Source organism: Brevibacillus fluminis (assembly GCF_003710825.1).
GTDB lineage: Bacteria > Bacillota > Bacilli > Brevibacillales > Brevibacillaceae > Brevibacillus_D > Brevibacillus_D fluminis.
On sequence record NZ_RHHQ01000004.1, the window covers coordinates 447,616 to 469,856 of the forward strand.

Annotated in this window: 18 protein-coding genes; 8 read left to right on the plus strand and 10 right to left on the minus strand. The window is 48.0% G+C overall.

Annotated elements, in window-relative coordinates; translation table 11 throughout:
• Positions 1-10: 10 nt before the first annotated feature.
• The 3 genes from EDM56_RS04455 to EDM56_RS04465 all read right to left on the minus strand — a co-directional run bounded on the left by EDM56_RS04455 (position 11) and on the right by EDM56_RS04465 (position 2,175).
• Positions 11-1,024: a phenylacetaldoxime dehydratase family protein gene (locus tag EDM56_RS04455; protein ID WP_122916671.1), complete on the minus strand. Its 1,014-nt coding sequence runs from the start codon at positions 1,022-1,024 to the stop codon at positions 11-13.
• Between the two features lie 101 nt (positions 1,025-1,125).
• Positions 1,126-1,956, minus strand: a complete 831-nt coding sequence (locus EDM56_RS04460; protein ID WP_183192292.1) for a methyl-accepting chemotaxis protein — start codon at positions 1,954-1,956, stop codon at positions 1,126-1,128.
• 60 nt (positions 1,957-2,016) lie between these two features.
• On the minus strand, positions 2,017-2,175 hold the full coding sequence (locus EDM56_RS04465) for an aspartyl-phosphate phosphatase Spo0E family protein (RefSeq protein WP_122916673.1): 159 nt from the start codon (positions 2,173-2,175) through the stop codon (positions 2,017-2,019).
• Positions 2,176-2,332: 157 nt separating this feature from the next.
• Here EDM56_RS04465 and EDM56_RS04470 point away from each other — a divergent pair, with 157 nt between their 5' ends.
• Positions 2,333-2,809: a hypothetical protein gene (locus tag EDM56_RS04470; RefSeq protein WP_122916674.1), complete on the plus strand. Its 477-nt coding sequence runs from the start codon at positions 2,333-2,335 to the stop codon at positions 2,807-2,809.
• A 133-nt stretch (positions 2,810-2,942) separates the two neighbouring features.
• Positions 2,943-3,830, plus strand: a complete 888-nt coding sequence (locus EDM56_RS04475) for a LysR family transcriptional regulator (protein ID WP_122916675.1) — start codon at positions 2,943-2,945, stop codon at positions 3,828-3,830.
• An 83-nt stretch (positions 3,831-3,913) separates the two neighbouring features.
• Here the strand turns inward: EDM56_RS04475 and EDM56_RS04480 are convergent, their stop codons facing one another.
• Complete coding sequence (locus EDM56_RS04480) at positions 3,914-5,974, minus strand: peptidoglycan D,D-transpeptidase FtsI family protein (protein WP_122916676.1); 2,061 nt, start codon at positions 5,972-5,974, stop codon at positions 3,914-3,916.
• Positions 5,975-6,357: 383 nt separating this feature from the next.
• On the minus strand, positions 6,358-8,184 hold the full coding sequence (locus EDM56_RS04485) for an SgrR family transcriptional regulator (RefSeq protein ID WP_122916677.1): 1,827 nt from the start codon (positions 8,182-8,184) through the stop codon (positions 6,358-6,360).
• 101 nt (positions 8,185-8,285) lie between these two features.
• Between EDM56_RS04485 and EDM56_RS04490 the strand changes: the two genes are divergently transcribed.
• Entirely contained in the window at positions 8,286-9,521 is a 1,236-nt protein-coding gene (locus EDM56_RS04490; protein ID WP_122916678.1) for an MFS transporter, read from the plus strand.
• A gap of 152 nt (positions 9,522-9,673) precedes the next feature.
• Positions 9,674-10,834, plus strand: coding sequence for an iron-containing alcohol dehydrogenase (locus tag EDM56_RS04495; RefSeq protein WP_122916679.1), 1,161 nt, complete (start codon positions 9,674-9,676; stop codon positions 10,832-10,834).
• A gap of 138 nt (positions 10,835-10,972) precedes the next feature.
• Here EDM56_RS04495 and EDM56_RS04500 read toward each other — a convergent pair whose 3' ends face one another.
• The gene (locus EDM56_RS04500; RefSeq protein ID WP_122916680.1) at positions 10,973-11,605 is read right to left on the minus strand and encodes a TVP38/TMEM64 family protein; all 633 of its coding nucleotides are present in this window, start codon (positions 11,603-11,605) and stop codon (positions 10,973-10,975) included.
• A 371-nt stretch (positions 11,606-11,976) separates the two neighbouring features.
• Here EDM56_RS04500 and EDM56_RS04505 point away from each other — a divergent pair, with 371 nt between their 5' ends.
• Positions 11,977-12,696: a hypothetical protein gene (locus EDM56_RS04505; RefSeq protein ID WP_122916681.1), complete on the plus strand. Its 720-nt coding sequence runs from the start codon at positions 11,977-11,979 to the stop codon at positions 12,694-12,696.
• Positions 12,697-12,796: 100 nt separating this feature from the next.
• Here the strand turns inward: EDM56_RS04505 and EDM56_RS04510 are convergent, their stop codons facing one another.
• Entirely contained in the window at positions 12,797-14,041 is a 1,245-nt protein-coding gene (locus tag EDM56_RS04510; RefSeq protein ID WP_122916682.1) for an MFS transporter, read from the minus strand.
• Positions 14,042-14,270: 229 nt separating this feature from the next.
• Positions 14,271-14,630: a Lin0512 family protein gene (locus EDM56_RS04515; RefSeq protein ID WP_122916727.1), complete on the minus strand. Its 360-nt coding sequence runs from the start codon at positions 14,628-14,630 to the stop codon at positions 14,271-14,273.
• A 508-nt stretch (positions 14,631-15,138) separates the two neighbouring features.
• On the opposite strand from EDM56_RS04515, the gene EDM56_RS04520 reads away from it, so the two are divergent.
• A complete protein-coding gene (locus EDM56_RS04520) occupies positions 15,139-16,491 on the plus strand; it encodes an arsenic transporter (protein ID WP_122916683.1) in 1,353 nt (450 codons plus the stop codon).
• A 31-nt stretch (positions 16,492-16,522) separates the two neighbouring features.
• The gene (locus EDM56_RS04525) at positions 16,523-17,191 is read left to right on the plus strand and encodes a DUF2642 domain-containing protein (protein ID WP_122916684.1); all 669 of its coding nucleotides are present in this window, start codon (positions 16,523-16,525) and stop codon (positions 17,189-17,191) included.
• A 249-nt stretch (positions 17,192-17,440) separates the two neighbouring features.
• On the opposite strand, the gene EDM56_RS04535 is transcribed toward EDM56_RS04525, so the two are convergent.
• Both EDM56_RS04535 and tynA read right to left on the minus strand, forming a co-directional pair.
• The gene (locus EDM56_RS04535; RefSeq protein ID WP_122916686.1) at positions 17,441-18,913 is read right to left on the minus strand and encodes an aldehyde dehydrogenase family protein; all 1,473 of its coding nucleotides are present in this window, start codon (positions 18,911-18,913) and stop codon (positions 17,441-17,443) included.
• Between the two features lie 18 nt (positions 18,914-18,931).
• Positions 18,932-21,226, minus strand: coding sequence for a primary-amine oxidase (tynA, locus tag EDM56_RS04540; protein ID WP_221175961.1), 2,295 nt, complete (start codon positions 21,224-21,226; stop codon positions 18,932-18,934).
• Positions 21,227-21,400: 174 nt separating this feature from the next.
• On the opposite strand from tynA, the gene EDM56_RS04545 reads away from it, so the two are divergent.
• Positions 21,401-22,228 carry a helix-turn-helix domain-containing protein gene (locus EDM56_RS04545; RefSeq protein WP_122916687.1) on the plus strand — a complete coding sequence of 276 codons (828 nt, stop codon included), beginning with the start codon at positions 21,401-21,403 and terminating at the stop codon, positions 22,226-22,228.
• Positions 22,229-22,241 lie beyond the last annotated feature (13 nt).

The following is a 22,241-nucleotide window of genomic DNA, read 5'->3' on the forward strand; positions in this document are numbered from 1 at the left end:
CCTGTCCCCTTCAAGGCTTTTGAGCAAATAGATTAGCAAATTTTAAGAGCCCGGTTGACGAGTGACAATTCATATATTCAAAAATTACTTGATCTGACTTTAGAACAGACACCTCATGCCAAAGAGCAAGTTCAGTTGCATAATTATGCTTCTTCAACATTTCAAAAAAAGTCTTATAAATTTTCAAATGAGATGGGTGACTCTTAGCCCATTCTTCTAAATGAGCTAAAGATAAAAAGTACGCGATTGTGCACGACTTATCAAGAGAATCCCCGGTTAAAGCGATTTCGTATACAAATTTTGATGATAAACATCCTGTTTCCGAAGGGTTCTGCCTGATATACTCAGACCCTTCCTTCAGTGTAGGTTCCACTAAATCTACATACGTTTTTCTTTCTTCATCGCTACATTGAACCCAATTTTGCGCTGTTCGAATCAAACAGATATTATCAGGTGGATATACACGAATTCTTTTTCCTAACGACACACCAAACGCTTGTTCTAAGATTTTCTTATCATATGCAGTGTCGAAGCGATCATGTGTAGATGCTTGGATACGATCCCTCATTGAACCCCAATATTCATGAACCTTTGTATATTTTATCGGTAAGAAATTCGACACTCCATTATCATGATTCTCACCAGAATGGATCGTCTCAATATGGTCATTCGATATAACTACGATTTCTCTCCATAGCCCAACATCTTGTACAGGTTCTACACTTTCGCCCCAATATTTTTCAATAGATGAACTCGAATTCCATTCCTCGAACACTTCCATATTGTCCCAATAAACCAAAAAGATATGGTTTACGTATTCATCAATATCTTGGTGAACAGCTCGATCTACATGCGCTGGTCCATAGGGAGCTTGAAAAGCATTGAGGAATTGTTCTATATATCCCGTAGGATTCATCCCGTTCTTTGTTTGAATACCAAATTGTCCAAAAACAATACATTCTGTGTTAAACTCTGCTGTCCAAGCATTCGATTTTGGCTCATGGTTCAGCGGTAATGCGGCCATAATTTTTTCTCCCCCAGAAATGTTATCGCTTGAATCCGCGCTTTTTCATGCATTCATAGACAAATGCTTCTCAAGGGCGCGAAAACAATTTGGTTTGCTTGTTAGGATTTCTCTTTTAACAAATCCGTAATAAAACTATGTAAGGTTTCACACAACTGATTCAATTCGTCAGTCATTTTCGTAAATAACTCTGATTGAACAGCCAATTCACTAGAAGATTGACTAATATCATGTATGCTGTCTTTCATACCTATAATGGAACTTTTCATCTGATGTAAAAAAACACCGATTTTCTGCGAAGCTTCATCAGAATGTTTGGATAGTTTTCGTATTTCAGTTGCAACAACCGAAAAGGTTTTCCCATATTCGCCAGCTCTTGCAGCCTCAATAGCCGCATTCAGACCAAGCAGATTCGATTGTTGTGCAACGTTATGGATAAACGAAATAACGCTATCCATGTTTTCGGTATTCTGCAAATTCAAGCTAGAGGTAGCCGATATTTCGTGAATTGTAGCCGAAAGTTGTTCAGCATGCGCTGTGATCGAGTGTGTTTGGTCTACAATTGTATTGGCTATCTGATCCAATTTCCCAATAATGTCTTTCAGCAAATACTCCTTATATAAACTGATTCCAAATCCGAGACAGCCGATCCATTCACCATTTTCATCAAACAATGGATAGCCGATTGCTTTAAAAGGCGGCCCATATTCTGGTGGGGAAATCTGCTCCACTCGATCCCTTGTTTTTTTTATCGTTCCAAACAAGTCGTAATCCAGGAAAAGCTGCCCAATGGTAATTGGAGCATTCAGTGATTTTGATGGTGAATAGTAAACGTACTTTTCAGTGTCCGTAACCGCCACCATAAAGTCTTCATCACAAAAGATTTTTGTCAGTACAGGTCCTAGTGAGATTGCTTGTTCAAGACTATTCATGTAGGTAGTCATTCTCCTCGTAATTAACGTAACTCCCATTACACTCCGATTGCTGGATACCTATTGTTTTCTTGTGTTCCAGAATTGATTTAGTACCACGTCCAATTCCTGGCTGATTTTTACCACCTCTGTATCTGTAAAAGACTCTTTCAAATTCGCGATATCAATGAGATCCTTCTTCAAATTTGTTATTTTTAGCAAAAGTTCCTCGATCATCATTCATCCATCACCTTTATTACGGATTTTCCATTACAACCAGGATGTTTGACATGTTGTCGAGACGAATTAGGTCTGAGCCGATCTTGAAAACCTGAAAACATCAAGCTCTGATATGGTGTTATAATGTGGGAATGATCTATTACATAGGGGTGACAACATGAACTGCTTATTCGGTAAATTTCATTATTTTAAAGATGAAGAAAAGTTGTTGTTCACCTGGAAGGTAACCGGAAAAATTGAGTTATCAGAGATCTATCCTATAGTCGATACTATAAAATTAAATGTGATGTCCCTACCAAAAGGAAAAGTTAAGCTGTTGGTAGATAACCGGCACATGGTGGATAGTGATAACCATCCCATTCTTTTCAGCAACGCAATCAACATGGAATGGATTATGTTGCAACAATGGTTAATCGAATACTGTTCCCTTGTAGCTGTCCTCTGTGGTTCAAGATTAATGAAGGCGCAAATGGATAGGATTGCCGAAAGTAGTGGAATAAGTCAAATTTTAAAAGCTTTCTGGAGCAAAAATTATGACGAGTCTTTATTGGGGGCAGTGAGCTTTTTGGAAATTGAGGCATATAAAGCATCTCTTCTTTATTCCTTAGATCCTACTAACATCAATTTCGACTGAAAATAGATTAAAGAGCTAAAAATCAATTCCCTCCTTTCAGAGTTTATCTGGCCTCATTATAAAATAGGGTGGTTCTATATTTCAAAACAGTTGTTTTTATAAACGATATAAATCATATTTATGGGGATCTATCATGGAACTAACAGATATCCGAACATTCGTAGCTGTGGCACAGCTTGGAACGATGAGTGCCGCTTCAAAGCATTTATTCGTAACTCAACCGGCGGTCAGCGTAAGAATCCAACGCATAGAAAAAGAAATAGGGTGTCAAATATTTGAACGAGTAGGTCAAAAAGTTAAGCTGACTCCTTCTGGCCAAGTGTTTTACACAAGATGTTTGTTACTCTTATCCGACTTAAATGAGGCGATTCGTGAGGCAAAAGTGGCAAATAACCACCCCAGTTCTTTTACCATTGGGATGGCGGAGGCAATGTCCTCGAAATATTTTGCAAAAAGGATCCAGGAATTCACCGAATTAAATCCTAACATTGTACTCAATTTGCGAATTTCACAAAATGAACAAATAAGTAACCTGATCGAAAATGGACTCATTGATGTGGGTTTCAGATATTTCATGGATCATCATACCCATAACGTTGAACAAATTAAGGTTGCTACCGAACAATTTGTCGTTGTTTCCTCTTTTCATTCAAAGCTTGTACCAACTTCTTGTTCCATTCACGATATCTCAAGTAGTATGAACTGGGTGACCTTTCCGGCAGGCAGTCAGTCGGATGAAACAGTAAGTAAATTATTAGATTCTTTATTAATCATTCATAACATTAGCAAAGGGGCATTGATTGAAGCAGAAAGTCTTACGGCTCAAAAAAGATTAGTTGAATCGGATTTAGGTTTAGGGTTCTTGCCAAAGTCTTTTATTGAAGAGGAACTTGAGTTGCGCTCACTTCGAATAATCGATATTCCTGGATTAAGCGTGAAAGTGCCTATCTTCGCTATTTATCGTCTCTCCTCTTCTGTTATTGAGACAATTGAGAGATTCGTAGATTTGATTTCGGTATAATATGTTTTTTACTTTCTCAACGATCTTCTCGTTCCTACATAAAGAAGCTTCCCGACCTTGATCGGGAAGCTTCTCCTTTTGCATCACTTCGGTTGCTGATCCGCCGGTTTGTCGGTCGGTCCCAGTCCGATATACTTGTCGTAAATGTCAAAGATGCCACGTGCGATGTTGGCAGCAGAACGACCGCCGTATCCGCCTTCCGGCACGATAACGGCCACGGCCAGCTTCGGATTTTCCAGCGGAGCGAAGGAAACCAGCACCCCGTTGGTCACGCGCGCATAGCGTTGCCATTTTGTTTTCTTTTCACCTGTCTTGCTATCCACGTATTCAGTCGGTGTGTAGATGTCCTGCTCGGATGTACCGGTTTTCGCTGCAATCTTGTATTTCGAACCGGCGAACGCGCTGATCGCGGAACCGCCTGGCTGAGTAACCAAATACATCCCTTCGTGGACGATGTCCCAATACAGGTCCGGCATTTTCACGGTGTTCACCACTTTCGGCTGGAACGCTTGCACGACCTCACCCTTGTCATTCACGATATGGTCCACGATTTGCGGCTGCAAACGGACGCCTTTGTTGGCGAGCGTCGCCGCATATTGGGCAAGCTGCATGGCGGTTACACGAATTTGCTGGCCGAAAGAGGACTGCACCATCGATGCGAGCGGGCCATATTCTTTATCCATTTGCAGAAAGTCTTCTTTCCCGCTGCTCTCGCCAGGCAGATCGACACCGGTTTGTGTGCCGAGCCCGAATTCATGGTAATACTCCTGCAGTTTGCTTGCGGAATCTTTGCCAAATTTCTTGGAAATCCCGTCCCCGATCCGTGCCATATAGGTGTTGGAAGACTTCTGCAGCGCTTTTTGCGGTGTCAGAACGCCGTAATTGTGATGCTGGTCATTATGGATTTCGTCTGTTCCGCGTCCATATTTGTAGGCGCCTGGGTCAGTCCAAACGTCATGCGGGCCGATGATCCCCTCGGCGATCCCCATCAAAACCGTGATCGGCTTGACGACCGAACCTGCCGGCACGACGGATTGCGGATGCTTGTACCCTTCCGCTTCTGCCGCCGCACCTGTTTTCGGCCGAACGTCATACGGTGCGTCTTTGATCGTTCCGTTCGTCACGGCATACTTGATCTGGTTGTACGTGTCGCTGTCCAATCCTTTCAGCCATACGTTCGGATCATACTCGGGATAGCTGACGGCTGCGACGATTTTGCCCGTCTTCACTTCGATCGCCACCGCGTACGCCCCTTTGGCATAGGTTGCTTTATCCACACTCGAACGTAGCTTTGGCATGAAGTCTTTGATGAAATCGCGCACGCCCAGCTGAACGCGGTCATCGATGGTCAAATACAGGTCGTTTCCTTTGGTTGGCGGCTTCTCTTTCACCATGCGGATCACTTTCTGATCAGAGGTGACTTCATACTGGCGATAGCCGTTTTCGCCGCGCAGCTGCTCTTCATAGGAGCGCTCCACGCCGTCAAGCCCGACCATCTGATCCGGCAAATAGTGGTCCTTTTGGCTCACGTAAAAATCGGATGCCAAGTTTTCCGCTACATGGTAGGGCCGGACATAACCAATGGATTGCACGGCCACTTGATTCGGATCGTAGACGCGGATCGATTTCGTCACTACATCAATCCCCGGCAACTCACTGCGATGCTCGCCCAAATAGGCGATCTCAGTCTCCGACAAATCGTATTTCAAGTCTTTTTCCATGAATTTGGGGGACTGGCGCATCACGCGCTCCATTTTGCCGTCCTTTAGCTCATAGCCGACGTCCATTTTTTTCAGCAGCGTCGCTTTGTCCGTCCCCCCCAACACTTTCTCCAGCTTGGTGACCAACGCCAAATAATCATCGCTTTTCATATTGTCTTGCTCATTGTAAACGGCTGTAAACGAGGCGCGGTTGCTCACGATGGTGTGCCCAGCCCTGTCGTAGATGTTGCCGCGGATCGCCGATATCGGCGTCTGCTTGTAATGCTCAGTTTTCGCTTGTGCGGCATAGTTGGCGCCTTGCAAAATTTGCAGATCTGCCAACCGCAGGATGACCGCAGAAAACATGACGAACACAATGAGATACAATATATTTAAACGCTTCCCGATGTCGGAGCGCCGTTCTTTTTCCTGTTCTTCTAGCATCGCTTTCACCTACTTTTGTTGCTTTTGACTTCCTTCCATAAACGCATGAATGTTTATGATACCCCTCCTTTCTTTTCATTTTCTTTGAATGACCCTTTAGAAAACTTGGCTACGCCAATCTTTTGGCGGAGCCTTAGTTGCACTTATACTGGATAAGAATTGTTTTAAATTCTTATCTGTACGAAAACAAAACAACCTTTTCTACTATACCAGCATTGAATCGCCGAAAAAAATAAATCCTTGCTTATATTTGTCCATCTTTTTTCTCGGCAACCCCTATATTTTACACCAAAGCCAACTTACAAAACAGCGAAACGCAGGCGCTACCGGATCTGGCGGCATGCCTGCGCACATTGTATTCTACCCTTTTTCAGCATTCACGGCTAGCGTTCCTTGAACCACAGTGTCCGATAATCCGCCCATCCATATGAATTGATCGTTACACCAGACAGGAGATGGTGGTGGGATGAGCTTTGCCGCGTATGGTAGAGGTAGAGGATTGCCCGCTTTGCTTTTAGATACTGATCGATTTGCCGAAACAGCTGCATGCGTGTCGATGCCGCCGGATCCTGGATCAGCTGTTTGATCTTGTCATCGACGTAAGCGGCAGACGATTCGTCCAAATGGCCGCGCAAAAAACTGATTGTCCGCTGCAGCGTTTCAATTAACGAGATTTCGAGATTATCATCGTACACTTCGCCGGTCAGGATCATATCCGCTTCCTGAATCCGTTGTTTCGTTTGTAGCTCTTCAATCGCAAACACGCTAACTTCCAGTTGCACGCCGTATCTCTGGCATTCGGCTGCCACCCAGCGTACATCGATCTCGTTTTCCGATTCCGGCTGGTACGCATATATCCGCAGCGGCTCTCCCTTATATCCGCTTTGTAAAAGCAAGGTATGGATTTCTTTCGCCGTCGCTTGCGGGCGAATCGGCTCTCGCTCCACCTCTTCCGCGAATTGGGGAATCATCCCATAGGCGGGGCAAAGGCGCTTACCTTTTAACTCCTTGATCATTTTTCCACGATCGAGCATCAAGTCGATCGCCTGGCGAAAAGCAGGATGCTGGACTACGCTGTCCTTCTTTACGTTAAAAGTGATGAACAGCGAGCCGGTCTCGATTTGATCGTGGTCAAGCCATTCCGCTTCGCCCCACTCTTTTTCCGCCTGAAACGGAAAATAGCGGATCGGCAGGCCACCAAGCTCTGGCACCACCCGATCTTTCAGCTCCGGGATGATCCATAGGTCGACGCGGTCCAGATGCGGCCTTCCGCAAAAATAGGAGGGAAACGCCTCCAGGCGAAACAAAACGTCATCGTTGCGCGCCAGTGAAAAGGGCCCGCTTCCGATCGGCATACGGCTGAATGCCTCCTCCCCGTTTGTCAGCGCGTCTCGGGGAATGATAGAGGCGGCGGTCGAACTGAGGAAGTGCAGGAACAGAAAGCTCGGTGTCGCCAGTTCCACTTCAATCACCGTGTCTTTCTTCACCTCGATTCGCGTAAATGACGCGAACAGGCGAAAATACGGAATGTCGTCTGCCAGCTTCCGCACCCGTTCCAGCGTCGCTTTCACGTCATGCGCGGTCAAAGTCTGCTTGTTATGAAACAAGACGCCTTTTCGCAAATAAAAGGTCCAGACGGTTCCTTCCTCATTTCGTTCCCAATAATGGGCAAGATGCGGTTTGATCGTCTTCGTCTCCAGATCAAAAACGACCATGGTATCAAAAAGCTGCTTCACCATATGCGCTTCCGTTCGCCGCGTCACATACAGCGGATCAAGCCTCGGGATCGGCCGATAAAACGGGAAGCACAGCGTCTCCAGCTGCCTGCTGTCGCGCATCTCCACCTGATAGCCGAGGCGCTTGTAAACCCAGTCCAAAAATGACTCCATCGGCGGCCCTTCGATACCGTTTTCCTCCAAGAGTGCAAAGGCGGTTTGGAATTCTCCTTTTTCCCCAAGTTCCTTGGCAATCAGCAAAATGATGTCCTCTCGAACTATTTTGAATGCGATCGACGAACGATTACCGCGTCCCCGGCCTGGAATCCAGCTGATCCAGTCGAGTTCGCACATATGCTTGACTAAGAGCTTTGCGTTGCGGATGGTGCATGCGCAGACCGCTGCGATTTCCTCCAGCGTCACCTCATGCGGGGAGTGCCTGTCGTCATCGGTCAGATGCGTATGTAGATTCAAGTAATGTCGAGCGATTTGCATCGAATACCTCTCTTATTTAAAAGGGGAAATTATTTTATATCTATATTACACTTTTTCTTCCTCTTTAACTATTTATAATGATTCACAAGGGAGGGAAAATCATGTCTCAGCTACACATCACGACGCAAACGAATGCGGAAGTAGCCCCATCCATATGGCGAAACCGCAATTTTCTGATCTTGTTTGTCACGGGAATCATCATCGAATTCGGGAGCAAGGTCTATGAGCTAGCACTGCCGCTCATCCTGTTTGAAAAAACCCATTCCGCTGCGACGATGGGCACGATGCGCGCGATTGAATTTTTACCGAATCTGCTTTTCGCCATGTTTATCGGCGTTTTTGTGGACCGGGTGAACAAAAAGCGCTGGATCCAGCTCACTGTCACGATCCAGATGCTCGTTTTGATCGGCCTCTACGCCCTTGCTCGTTTCGGGCATGCCAGCATCTATCATTTTTATATAGCCGGTTTTGTCTTGATGACGCTTTACTATGCTTACGGCAATGCCAAAGTAAGCATCGTCAAGCAGGTACTGCCGACCCAACTGCTCATCTCCGCCAATGCGAAATTCTCCTTCACCACCACGCTGATTGGGATCATGGGGCCTGCCATCTCCGGCTTTATTTTGCTCTTGGCCAATTTGTATGACGGCCTGTTGCTCACAGCCTTGAGTTTTTTGCTGGCTATCGGGAGCACGTCTTTCCTGAAGGCGGAGGAGGAGCGGAAAACTGCTCGTGACAGCAGCTTTTGGCAGGACTTGCGCGACGGCTGGCGTGTGCTGCTGTCTAACCGCCCCTTGTGGCTGATCACGATTTTGGTCATTTTCCTCAATTCCACCTCCGGCATGTACGATGCGATGGTCATCTTTTTCGCCAAAGATACACTAAAGCTGGACAATTCCGTGCTTGGGCTTGCGTTGTCAGCAGCAGGACTTGGCGGCCTGCTCGGAAGCGTACTCGTTGGGCACGCGAGGCAACGCTTTCAGACCGGCAGGCTGCTAGGCTTGACAATATTGGGTGATGCGCTCGCTTATTTGGTGATGTTTTTTGCTCCAAACGTATGGGTCATGATGCTGTCACTGCTTTTGGAAGGATTGTTTGGCACGATGTCCAGCGTCTGCATTTGGACCTTCCGTCAGGAGAGCACGCCATCCGGCATGATCGGGCGGATCAGTGGCATCACGGGCAGCATTTTCAAGCTCGGGATGGTGTTCACGATTTTCGGCTCCGGCTGGGTCGCCGAGTTGTTCCACGCGTCCTATGTTTTTCTCGGCGCAGCGATTATGTCGATCGGCATTTTCATCGCCTACCGCAACCTGTCACTTTGGCACTTGCGCTGATGCGATTGCTCTCTTGTCCGTTTTCACACGACTGGAAAAGTGTATGCACGACACTTCGGCTTTGGAAGTTGCGCGAGGTTCTTTGCTATAATAATGGTGCATGACAATTTTCCTGATCGCATTTGGAACTGGAATGAAACTGGAGGGACATGATGAACACTTTTGCGTACCACAATCCAACCCGCCTCTTTTTTGGCAAAGGATCGCTTGAGAACTTGGCGACCCAGATTCCAAGCGGCAGCAAGGTTCTGCTCGTCTATGGCGGCGGCAGCATCAAGAAAAATGGGCTTTATAACCAAGTCATCGAGCAGTTACATAACCTGCAGGCAAACGTATTCGAATTGAGCGGCGTGGAACCGAATCCGCGCCTCAGCACCGTCAATAAAGGTGCCGAGCTTTGCAAAAAAGAAGGCATCACGTTCATTCTCGCGGTCGGCGGCGGCAGCGTTATCGACTGCGTCAAGGCAATTGCGGCAGCGGCCAAGCTGGATGGCAATATGTGGGATGTCATCACCCGCAAGCGTACTGTAGAGGATGCACTGCCATTTGGCACGGTGCTGACCTTGGCTGCAACCGGGTCGGAGATGAACTCCGGCAGCGTCATCACCAACTGGGAGACGAAAGAAAAATACGGCTGGGGCAGCCCGTTGGTGTTCCCGAAATTCTCCATCCTCGATCCGACATTCACCTTCTCGGTGCCGCGCGACCAGACGATTTACGGTATGGTCGACATCATGTCACACGTATTCGAGCAATATTTCAACCACACAGGGAATTCGCTCGTTCAGGACGGCTTCTGCGAGACGATCCTCCGCACCGTGATCGCTACCGCACCGAAATTGGTGGCGAACCTGGAAGATTATCAGTCCCGTGAAACAATTCTCTACAGCGGAACAATGGCGCTTAACGGCACGCTTGCCATGGGCATCCAAGGCGACTGGGCCACACACAACATCGAGCATGCGGTTAGTGCCGTGTACGACATTCCGCACGGAGGCGGGCTGGCGATCTTGTTCCCGAATTGGATGGAGCATGTTCTCGATGAAGGCGTAGATCGCTTCAAACAAATGGCGATCAATGTTTTCGGCATCGATGCTACTGGAAAAACCGACCGCGATGTCGCGCTGGAAGGTATCCGTGCCCTCCGCACCTTCTGGACGTCCATCGGTGCCCCTAGCCGCCTAGCTGATTACGGGATCGGTGAAGAGAATCTGGAGCTGATGGCAGACAAAGCGATGGTCTATGGACCGTTTGGCCATTTCAAAGTGTTGAACCGCGATGATGTGCTCGCGATCTACCGCAAATCGCTGTAAGCTTTACGAATTAGAAAACCTGGCTACGCCCTTTTTGGCGGAGTCGCGGTTGCACTTATACTGGATAAGAATTTTAAATTCTTATCTGTATGAAAAAACCCTCCTTTGCAAGCACGCAGGCCGTAAAAGCCTGATGCTTCACAGGAGGGATTTTTTTTGGTGTCGTGCTTGCCAGCGCCTGTAAATGATGTACACGATTCCGACAAAGCATCCATACGATACAAGCGTTACGATTGTGAGATATAGGTTGTGAAATAACTGATCGCCCACAAACGTAAACAAAAGGATCGTCGGAATTTTGCCGAGTGCAGTCGCTATGGTGAATGATACTGTCCGCACGCTGCTAATCGCGGAATAAATGGTCACTACCGGCGAAGGCACAACCGGAATCAACCTCGCAAACAAAATGGCCAAAAAAGCATTCGCTTCAAACAAATCCGTGAATTCGTCCACTTTCGGGTATCGCGCAAGCATTTTTTGACCGGATTTCTGATAGCCATAGCGTACAAAGAGAAACAAGAGCACCGCCGAACCGAATCCGCCCGTCCAATTGATCAGCGCCCCCATGGCAGCACCGTATTTCGCTCCCATCATCCCGGCAAAAACGCCGTAGGGAAAAACCGGGAACAGCCCCAAAAAGATCGCTGCCACAAACATGTAGGGCAACAAATGCACATCTCCGGTTTTGAGCCAGGCTGTAATCTTGTTGAGGTTCCCAAACGCTGCCAACAAAATGATCAGGTAGCCGGCAAGCAGCAGCCACTTTTTCATCTACCTACGGCTGCACGTGACGGGTCCTTTGTGTCCATTCGCCTACCCCCTTTCATGCATAAGGGTAGTGTTGCCAGTTTTTTGATCGACAACACGCACTAGCGATCGTCGACTCGACCAGAAAGGCGGTTGGTAGTTGGTAACTTCCACTTACAATCATTTGTTCAGTATTTGTTCAGTGGGTGAATGTTATATTGATCTGGGGAAATAAGGCACTTTTTATATGAGGAGGATTGAGATTTTACAGTTGATGGAACGCCGTGTGCGTTGAAAGGCGCCCGCACGGTGTAGGCTCGTTATAAAACCGATAGATAGAGAAGGTATAAGACGAGAATAGCGATTATCAGCCGGCTAACTTACTTGAAATCGTAATGCTCGATGGCAAAGATGGCGTTAGCCCGCAAGATGGGGAAGCTGAAACCATTCGTTTGAAATTCTCAGCGAATCTTGATCCGCTTACTGTGCAATCAGATTCTTTTACGGTTGAAGGATTTACCGTTGAGTCCATTCGCGCAACCGATAAAGGCGGCAGAATTCCAGGTGAAACTTTATATCGAGATGGTGAGCGTAACTACATCACGATCAAAGTCATTCCTCGTCCAGGAACTGATTTTGAACCAAGAGTGACACAAAAATCAGGCGCTACGATCAAAGATATAAATAATGTTTCTTACGATGGTATTCGTGTACAGGCAACAGATTTGGCAGCACCGGTAATAACGAATGCCGAATTTATCGACAATGGAACAGTCGGTGTTGTAGATATAGGAGACAAAATTAAGATTACTTTGTCCGAACAAGTATCTGGTAATGTAGCTGATTTGTATAATGATTTTACGTTGGATAATAGTTCGGAAGCTTTCTCATTTACGAACAATGATGAATTCAGCATAGATCATAACGTAGTGACCGTAACAATACAGGATCCTACTACAATAGCGAAGATATGGGCAAACACTTCAATCATTATTACTTCAAATGCAAGCTATGTTTCGTTGACGGATGCTTCCGGAAACAAAGCGAAGCCCGGTAAACAATTGGATTCCACTCCTCTGACTATCGAGATTGAAGACGTTCCTGAAGTCAATTAATTCTTTGGACCTCACCATGATATGGTGAGGTTTTTCTCTCTTGTATACTGCCACATAGCAAGCATAAGGCGCTGCCCGCAAGCAGCGCCTCGTTGTCATGTTATTTTTTCTTCCTCAGCACGCGGCCGAAAACAAGTAAGATCGGTGACAGCAGCGCAGCCGCAACCACCAAGGAAGCCCTGACAGACAGTCGATTACCGACCCAACCGACAAGCGGGCCACCCCCGCTTTGACCGAGCGCATTCGATTGGCTCATCATCGACAGGACCGTAGCGCGCACGTTGCTTTCAATGTTCATGTTGAGCCACGTATCGTACATCGGCTCTTCCAACGACTTGATCACACCGATCGCGAGCAGTGCGCACAGCGCCCAGACAAAGGTGGGCGAGAACGCAAACACCACCAATCCAACGATTCGCAAGCCCGTTAGGACGAACATCCCGACAAGGACCACACGCTCCTTGCTCATATCCAACCGTTTTTCGGCAAGCTGCACCGCAATAAGGCTGACAAACGTAGATAAAACCGAGATTATCCCAAACCAGATCGCCATCGAAAGCGGGATGTCAGCGGGAAAACCGATATCCGCAATTACATGCGCTTCCCACAATCGGTCGTAGCCTTCGGACGCCGCTCCGCTGAAGATGGTCACGACGAGAATCGCCAAAAGCACCGGTTGGCGCCGGATCACTTTCGCACCGGAAAGCCACGTTGTTTTCATCTCATGGAAATGGGACGTGTCTCCCGTTCGTTCCGGACGTACGAAATTCGTCTCCTTCATAAACAGGATAAGGAAGAAACCTAACCCGAGATAGAGGAAGCCGCCAATCATATAAGGCAGGTTAGAAGCGAACGAATACAGCCCAACGCTTGCCGCGATTCCAATCAAAGTCCCGAGCAGCGAAAAGCGTTTGGTGCGCAAGAACAGCGCCCCGACCGTGTCCTCCCCCACTTCATCGACGATCCAGGCGGTGTTCGCACCACTTAAAAACGTGTAGCCCACACCTTTGACGAATTCACTGAACAACAGCCAAGCGAACATTGGTATCAACAGACTCCCTTGTGCGAGCCATTGCACATTGCCTCCTAGCACGAAGCCGATTCCAAGAACGAACATTCCGATAATCACTGAACGTCTGCGGCTGTATGTATCAGCCACAACGCCTGTAATCCCTTCAAACATAAATGCCGTTATTTCCAATACCGTCCCCACAATCAACAGCTGAAACGGGTTTAGACCGAGCGTCGTGATGAAATAGACGGCATAGGTCGTAAACATCGTAGCGTTGGCGAGGGACATCATAAACATCATCGTTATATAAACTTGCGACGCGCGTGATTGCATACAGCAGGTTCCACCTTTTACGGCAGAAGATGCGCTGCGTATGGTTTACACGCCAGTATTGCCCTTTTGCTGCTTTCTTTCGTACACCTACGCGCGCATCGCTCTGCCAGAGTTATTTTCCTTGCTCATTTCGCTTTGGGCAGATTTGATGAGTACTAACATGCCAAAACACCTCCGAATGATTGTTAATTACCATTATATGTCGTTTTATGGATTTGCAAAGAAAAACTTAATAGCCGACTTCCACCGAAGCGATCACGATGTAGGCGAGATCATTTCGATCCTCTTTGTCTGCCAGAACGACACCACTGCTCGTCAGCATGCCGCCCTCCACGACCTCAAAGCTTACCTCGCCATATGGCAATTCCGCCCTAACCGTCTCCAGATCGAGCTTGTCCTGATCGGCTGGGACTGCCAAACGTACATTCACTTTCATGTTGTGGATATTGTTTTCTGGCAAAACAGAACGCAGACCGGGCATGGAGTTGTGATGAATCGCATTTTGCACCGCACGAACCGCCGCTTTGGTCACGTTTTGTCCATGGAGATCGATCCCCATGCCGATTTCAATAAACATTACTTTTTCCATGATGTGCACACTCCTTTTTTTTTCATTGGCCAAACGTAGTGTACCACGCTTTGTGTCGGGTTTACCAAAAAATCCGGAAAGCAGCATGCGCTCTATCACTCTTATCCTCTAAAATTACTTTCTCTGTTGAACAGTCGATCGGATTTGAGGTAACTGCCGAGTCTCACTATTATGTAAACTCCTTGAATAGGTTGTAACCAAATACTGTTTTCGCCCCCGTTTGTTCCCACCATAATCGGGGGATTTTTTGTCGTAAAAAAGGAAAAAGGATAGATTACTGACTCGCTAGATTCGTGTCTCTACAAGACGTTTATCGTGTATTAATAGGAGTGGATTTACTAGAAATTCAGGCAGTAGTTTAGTTCATGCTGCTTGTCAGATACGTATGTATACAACATGAAAGAGCATCAGAGATAAATGAAAGGGAGGGATACTAGACTATGAAATTTTGCATGATCGAACGATGAAGATGGTTTCATGAATTCAAATTAAGGAGAGTGTTTCATGGATGTCCGAATTAATGATTCCGCTAACCATCCTGTCCTTCCTTTGCACCATTGCTTTCATCTTCTGGCGGCCTCAAGTTAACGAGGCAATCCCTGCAACCGTTGGCGCTGTCTTGGTTTTATTAAGTGGAAGTGTTACCTTATCTGATTTGGGGGTCATCACGGAAACCATAGGCGGAGCTGCGATTACCATCATGGCTACGATTGTCATGGCCATTGTGTTGGAAAGCTTTGGATTCTTTCAGTGGGCGGCTGAAAAGCTGGTTGAAAAAGCAAAAGGGTCAGGATTTCGTCTTTTCTGGCTCGTTAACCTGTTTTGTTTTCTGATGACGCTGTTTGTGAATAACGACGGCAGTATCTTGATAACCACGCCAATCCTTATCATGGTACTCCATCACCTCGGTTTGAAAAATCATCAAAAAATACCCTTTCTCCTATCGGGAGCATTAATTGCGACCGCGTCAAGCGCCCCGATCGGCGTGAGCAACATCGTGAATTTGATCGCTTTAAAAATCGTTCACATGGATCTATATATGCATACCGCGATGATGTTCATCCCTGCTACACTTGGGCTAATTCTCCTTGTAGCGCTTCTGTTTGCCAATTTCTATCGGATCTTACCACGTACGATACCTACCACGATGGCAGGGTTATGGAACTATTCCCCTGATAAACAACATCACCCGCTAAAAGGAGCACCTTTAGAGATTACCGTGGAGAATCGCGGAAAATTCATGCGAAATATCTTGATCTTTGTCTTTGCCGTTCGCGTGGGTCTTTTTGTCGCTTCCTATTTCCAAATTCCCGTGGCACTAGCTGCTGTTTTCGGATCGCTCGTCCTTCTGGGATGGCGTTGGTATCGCTTGCGCATTCCGCCTACTGATATGGTGAAGAAAACACCTTGGTATATCCTTGTTTTTGCCTTCAGTATGTACGTGATTATTTACGGGTTGCACAATATCGGGTTAACGCAATGGCTCATCAATTTCCTCCAACCGATCGCTTCAGGAGGATTGCTTCATGCGAGTGTCATGATGGGCGTTTTGGTTTCGATCCTCTCGAACCTATTCAACAATCATCCGGCATTGATGGTGGGAACCATTACGCTGACCAGTATGGGCCTTGATCCGCTCACACTGAAAATCTCGTATCTTGCAAGCGTTATTGGTAGCGATGTAGGCTCCCTGCTTTTACCGATTGGAACCTTAGCCACCCTGATGTGGATGCATATCCTCAAGAAAAACAAAGTGAAAATCACCTGGGGTGAATATTTGAAAGTAACCTCGGTCGTCATTCCAATTACCGTCATGTTTACGCTAGTTATTTTGGCGTATTGGGTTTCTTGGATTTTTTAGTTGAAATGATCATGATAGTGGGAGGATTCAAATGAAAGACTTGCGTACACTTATTGGAAAACAACTGGAAGTGGTGGTTTCGGGGAAAAATCACCATACCGGAATACTGATCGATGCTGGGCTGGATCTGATCGTCCTTTACGATGGGTACCGATATCTGTATATCCCAATTGTCCATGTGCAGCACTTTCAACAGAAAACGTCATTCGGTGAGCAAATTGAGAGCCCTACTTCTCAAGTACCGTTCGATTCACAAACAGAAAGTATTTCTTATCGAAAAACGTTGGAGCACGCTCGCGGCCGATTCGTGGAAATCTATGTAACTGGGAATCAATCGATCCATGGTTATGTAAATAGCATCATGAATGACTATTTTACCTTCTACTCACCCGTGTACAAAAATCTGTATATTTCACTGAACCATGTCAAATGGATAATCCCTTATACGCAGAGCGCAGCACCTTATTCATTAGACCAACAGTCTTTCCCTGTCAAACCTGCATCAGTCCCCTTATCCCGTACGTTTGAGCAGCAGTGCAAAAGATTCGTAGGAAGCATCGTTGTATTTGACTTGGGCGAACACCCGAATAAAGTCGGTCTGCTTCAACAAGTGGATTCAAACATCATTGATCTCGTAAAGGGCAATGGGGAATGGATCTATTGGAATCTCGAACATATCAAAACCATTCATGTTCCTTAAGTCGTTTAGAGAGAAATTACATGAAGGAGTCCTTCCAACCATGAAAACAAACAAAAAAAAGACACTAAGCCACTTTCATGGCGCTCAGTGCCAACTCAGAAATATACCGTATTACTATATATTCCGCAGGTGGGATTTGGTTCAGACGAACGTCCTGCCATTTCTTAAATATCGGTAATAACCTACTATACAAAATGAAGGGACCGTAAAAGCTCTTCATTTTTTTATTTTTGTTTCTAATTTGTTTTACTAGACGCCGTACCAATTCAATGCTTCTTTCCCCAAATCGATCCATACGCTCTTCGAATGCGTATACAACTCCATCGCTTGCATGCCCAATTCGCGCCCGAACCCGCTCTGCTTCGTGCCGCCAAACGGTACCGCGCTGTCCAGCATGCTGTACGTATTGACATAAACGGTCCCTGCCTTCAGGCCGCGAGCCATGCGGTGGGCGCGCTTCAGGTCATTGGTCCAGACTCCGGAGGCAAGACCGTAAACCGTATCGTTCGCCTGGCGGAGCGCATCCTCCTCATCGGTAAAGCGGATCATCGAAATGACGGGGCCAAAAATCTCTTCCCGCGCGATCGTCATGTCATTGGTGACATTGGCAAAAATCGTCGGAGTGAAAAAGTAGCCTGCACCTGCCTCTTTGTTGCGCTCACCGCCCAATACCAATTCTGCCCCTTGCTCAAGTCCGCTCGCCACATAATGCTCAATTCGTGACAGCTGCGCGAGCGAAACTTGCGGCCCCATCTGTGTCGTCGGATCAAGCGGATTGCCAATGCGCAGTGACTGCGCTTTTTGGCGGAACGCCTCTAGAAACCGATCGTAAATCTTTTCTTGGACGAACAAACGGGAGCCTGCGGCACAAACCTGCCCTTGCGCAAAATAAATGCCGAACAGCGAGCCGTTTACCGCATCTTCCAGATCCGCATCGGCAAAAACAATATTCGGCGACTTGCCGCCCAACTCAAGCGATACCGGCTTGAGGTTTTTGCTCGCGGCTTGCATGATCAAGCGGCCGGTCGATGTAGAGCCGGTAAAGGCGATTTTGTCGACATCGGGATGGGACGTGAGCGCATCGCCGGCGATTGCCCCGAATCCAGGCACGACATTGATCACGCCATCGGGGATGCCAGCTTCCTGAAACAGTTGGACAAGCTCCAACATGCTGATCGGTGTTTGCTCGGCCGGCTTGATGACGATCGTATTACCGGCAGCCAGCGCCGGAGCCAGCTTCCACATGGCCAACATCAGCGGGAAATTCCACGGCACGATCGCTGCAACCACGCCAAGCGGCTCGCGCAACGTATAGTTGAAACGGTTTGCCGGCGACGACAACGTATCGCCCTGCACCTTGTTCGCAAGACCGGCATAAAACTCCAACACGTCGATCGTTGCAGGCATCGCGATGTATTTCGTTTCATTGATGGGCAGGCCGTTGTCTCTTGATTCGACCTCGGCGAGGTAATCCTTCTTCTCCCACATGAGCTGTGCGGCGCGATAGAGCAGCCGACCTCGGTCGCTTGGCGACATCTGCGCCCATGCTCCGGACTCAAACGCTTTGCGCGCGGCCTTCACCGCCCGATCGACATCTTCCCCTCCGGCTTCGGCGACAACGGCATTAACTTCCCCGGTAGCCGGATTGAACGATTCGAATGTTTTGCCTGATACGGCGTCGACCCATTTCCCATCAATAAACAGCTGATATGTTTTTGGCATGCTTGCTTCCCCTCTCTTTTATTTTTCCGGCAAATCCAGTGTCGGCGTCTGATCGAAGAAATTCCACGGCTTGAGCATGGCATGCACCCATTCCGTCGGCATGATCGGCCATTCTTCCGCACGGGCGACGTGCGTAGTGCCCGTCGTCATCCAGACCACATTGTCGGTATTGGTGATCGCATCATTATTGGCCGTGTAGGCTTTGAGCCCCGTATCGGTCTTTGCCCGGTTTGGATATTTCCCTTCGGGGAAGCGTTCATCCGGATTGTACTTGGTCACCCAAATTTGCTTGTCCATAAAATTCACACGGTTGTACAGCCATTCTTCCTTGCTAAACATCGCACCTTTCGCGATCGGATGTGTACCGCCCGCGTACGGGATGATTTGGTATGAGACCGGATTGCCAACCTTGTTTTCCTTGTTGGTGTTGCTGATCAGACGAATCGTCGAAGGATCAAAATTTTGGATCGCATCTTGTTCCGTGCCTACCGTCTTTTGCTCGGTCACCATGACGCTTTTGCGTGGTCCGCCTGCCGTGTTTTCCGCTACCTTCGGATTGATCTCAGTCAGTGTGTTCGTCTCGCCGTCAACGTCCAGATCGAGCCGAAAATTGTAGATGTGCTGGTGTGTCGTGCCCACGATGTTGTGGTCGATCAGCGTGCCGTAACGCGTATCGTCTTTAGCAGTGGCGTCATGCATGGTAGATGAATTGACCGCCTTGACCGCCTCGATTCCCGTCGCGCCGACATCGATTTTAATCGTCCCGTTCGGTGACAAGATCCAGTCGAAAATGTAGTCGTAATTGCCGACCGTACTGATCCAGCGCATCACCAGCTCGCGACGCTCACGGCTGACGTTTTCTTTGCCCATCTCGTTATGCTTGTACTCCGGTCCGGCGTATTGCTCGAATACGGCGATCGCATTCGGAATCGTGTACGGGTTGCCGTCATTATCCGAGATGGTGGCATCCAGCAGCACAGCATTTTCCGGCACATCCGTCCCGCGCTCAAGCGATGAGGTGAGCACACCCATACCATAATCGCCGGAATCGAGATACGCTTTGAAATACCAGCCCACATCCGGGTCCCCGTATGGCACAATCATGCCGCCTAGCGAGCCTTCGTACATAATTTTGCGTTTGACGCCGTTATCGTTGTACGTCATCGTTGACAGCACCGGCCCTACGCGCGGATCGAGATGAAGGTGGAAATCCCAATTTTGCCAATGGATGTTATTGCCTTCGATTGTATAGTTTTTGCCGGCAGGCTCGGTGATGGAGATCGGCTTGACGTTCTTTTTGTCTGCGCGATCGCGGCCATCATACGGTGTCGGCTTGAGCGGAACCGGTATCACGCCTTCATCTTCGATCTTGATCACCTTCTTTTGCTCCAGGTCAACGATCGCGACCAAATTTTCGATCGGATGTGCCCAATAATTGCCGTCCCCGACATCGAGATAGGAAACGACTTTCAAAAGCCGTAAATCTTGCTGCAAGCCGTCCGCCTCGTTGAAATAGCCGACAGTCAGCGGCGTCGCCACTACCTTTTTCACATCGTGGATACCGCGCTTTTTCAGTGCTTCGGCATAGTCCGCGCTTTGTTCGATCGCGGTCTGGACAGTTTGGAAATCGTCGAGGATAACCATGCCGTGTACGCCCTCGATCGGTTTCCATGATACGAGCGATTTCGCTGCGAGATCGACTTCTCCTTCGATCACGTTCTTCCCGTCGAGCAGAACTACGTTCGCTATTCGCTGGAAGGTGCTTTTTTGCCCATACACCCACTTCCACACCTGTGCCTTGTCCGGTTCTTTGAGTGAAATCTGGGTAAAACGCAAACTCGCTTTATAGTGGGGCGATGCCTTGATCACATCGACTGCCGTATTGATCTCCGTGGCGGAAAGCGGGTTAAGCGGATGCTCCGTCTTCTCGACTGAGACCGTCTGCGCCAAATCGGCCTGAAACACTTCATTGATGAAATGGTGGGACACGTAGGTGACCCCGTCCTTCACGAAGACTGGCGCTTCCAACGATACGGTTTTGCCGTTGACCAATGCTTGCGTTGAATTCGGCTTCAGCTTGACGATCGTCCCGTCTTTTGTGATTTGGACCGTGTGTGTGCTGCCGTCCCATGCCAGTGTTCCGCCGATGCCAGCGAGTGCTTCTTTGAGCGTAACGTACTCGGCCTCCCCGCCATGCGCTTGCACGAGTGGTACGGCTGCCGACAGCGCTAGTGTAAGCGCCGTTCCCACCATGACTGTGGATGCGGCCGCCTTTTGATAACATTGTAATCGTTTGCTTTTTTTCTTTCGCATCGATGCTTCCCCCCATCATGTCAACTGGTTTCGTGTCCATTGTAGGTACAGGGAGAATGCGCTGTATTGTAAATTTCGGAACTATCAGTTTTTTTCGTTTTGGTTCATAATGAAAGACAAACTTGGCTTCCATCACGATCGCCATTTCGATCAACGACGTAGAGGTGGTTTCCCATGAACATCAACCGCATACAAATCGCTGCCAACCTGCCTCCCGTTCAATATGGCTTCCGACTGGAAACGATCTCTTATCAGGAGAGATTGATTCCGTACCAAGGGCAGACCGTTTTGTACTACCAATACGTCATGGGCAGCGAAGCGGAATCCATTCGCGTCGTTCCCGACGGATGTACGGATATTTTGATCTGCTGCGATCCATTCCGCCCTCACTCCCTTTTGTGCGGTACGATTTTGCAAGGCGAGAGCATCCGGTTCCTGCCCGGTGCCACCTATTTCGGCATCCGCCTCACCCCTCTGCAAAATGTGCAAATTCGTCCGCTCCCGTTCCGGGATTTGATCAACCAACAGCTGCCACTCACCGACGTGATGAAGGGTGTGGGCAGCATGTGTGATGCGATCGCGGAGAAGGAGACGTTTGCATTGCGAATCGCCTTTTTCGAGCAAGCCTTTCTCCCACTGCTGCTGTCGCCGCATACCTCATCCGAGTTGGTTGACTACTGCCTGCAGCAAATTTACCGGACGCGCGGGACAGTGACCGTCGATCAGTTGGCTCGCGATATCGGTTTTTCCACGCGGTATATCCGCAAAAAATTCGTGGAAACGCTAGGCCTCTCCCCCAAGCAATACAGTCGCATCACCCGTTTCCAGCATACGCTTTCCTCCATGCTGACCAGCACGGCAGCCTGGTCCAATTTGGCTACGGAGCACGGGTACTATGACCAAGCCCATTTCATCAAAGACTTCAAGCATTTCAGCATGTTCACCCCGATGCAGATCCATTCGCTAATTGCGGAAGTTGCGGAAAAAACCATGATACTGTAATTGAGTCATCGTT

Bases quoted from the DNA above. Each gene is read 5' to 3' on its own strand.
- EDM56_RS04455 (WP_122916671.1), bottom strand. From the start codon at position 1,024: ATGGCCGCATTACCGCTGAACCATGAGCCAAAATCGAATGCTTGGACA.
- EDM56_RS04460 (WP_183192292.1), bottom strand. From the start codon at position 1,956: ATGAATAGTCTTGAACAAGCAATCTCACTAGGACCTGTACTGACAAAA.
- EDM56_RS04465 (WP_122916673.1), bottom strand. From the start codon at position 2,175: ATGATGATCGAGGAACTTTTGCTAAAAATAACAAATTTGAAGAAGGAT.
- EDM56_RS04470 (WP_122916674.1), top strand. From the start codon at position 2,333: ATGAACTGCTTATTCGGTAAATTTCATTATTTTAAAGATGAAGAAAAG.
- EDM56_RS04475 (WP_122916675.1), top strand. From the start codon at position 2,943: ATGGAACTAACAGATATCCGAACATTCGTAGCTGTGGCACAGCTTGGA.
- EDM56_RS04480 (WP_122916676.1), bottom strand. From the start codon at position 5,974: ATGCTAGAAGAACAGGAAAAAGAACGGCGCTCCGACATCGGGAAGCGT.
- EDM56_RS04485 (WP_122916677.1), bottom strand. From the start codon at position 8,184: ATGCAAATCGCTCGACATTACTTGAATCTACATACGCATCTGACCGAT.
- EDM56_RS04490 (WP_122916678.1), top strand. From the start codon at position 8,286: ATGTCTCAGCTACACATCACGACGCAAACGAATGCGGAAGTAGCCCCA.
- EDM56_RS04495 (WP_122916679.1), top strand. From the start codon at position 9,674: ATGAACACTTTTGCGTACCACAATCCAACCCGCCTCTTTTTTGGCAAA.
- EDM56_RS04500 (WP_122916680.1), bottom strand. From the start codon at position 11,605: ATGAAAAAGTGGCTGCTGCTTGCCGGCTACCTGATCATTTTGTTGGCA.
- EDM56_RS04505 (WP_122916681.1), top strand. From the start codon at position 11,977: ATGCTCGATGGCAAAGATGGCGTTAGCCCGCAAGATGGGGAAGCTGAA.
- EDM56_RS04510 (WP_122916682.1), bottom strand. From the start codon at position 14,041: ATGCAATCACGCGCGTCGCAAGTTTATATAACGATGATGTTTATGATG.
- EDM56_RS04515 (WP_122916727.1), bottom strand. From the start codon at position 14,630: ATGGAAAAAGTAATGTTTATTGAAATCGGCATGGGGATCGATCTCCAT.
- EDM56_RS04520 (WP_122916683.1), top strand. From the start codon at position 15,139: ATGTCCGAATTAATGATTCCGCTAACCATCCTGTCCTTCCTTTGCACC.
- EDM56_RS04525 (WP_122916684.1), top strand. From the start codon at position 16,523: ATGAAAGACTTGCGTACACTTATTGGAAAACAACTGGAAGTGGTGGTT.
- EDM56_RS04535 (WP_122916686.1), bottom strand. From the start codon at position 18,913: ATGCCAAAAACATATCAGCTGTTTATTGATGGGAAATGGGTCGACGCC.
- tynA (WP_221175961.1), bottom strand. From the start codon at position 21,226: ATGCGAAAGAAAAAAAGCAAACGATTACAATGTTATCAAAAGGCGGCC.
- EDM56_RS04545 (WP_122916687.1), top strand. From the start codon at position 21,401: ATGAACATCAACCGCATACAAATCGCTGCCAACCTGCCTCCCGTTCAA.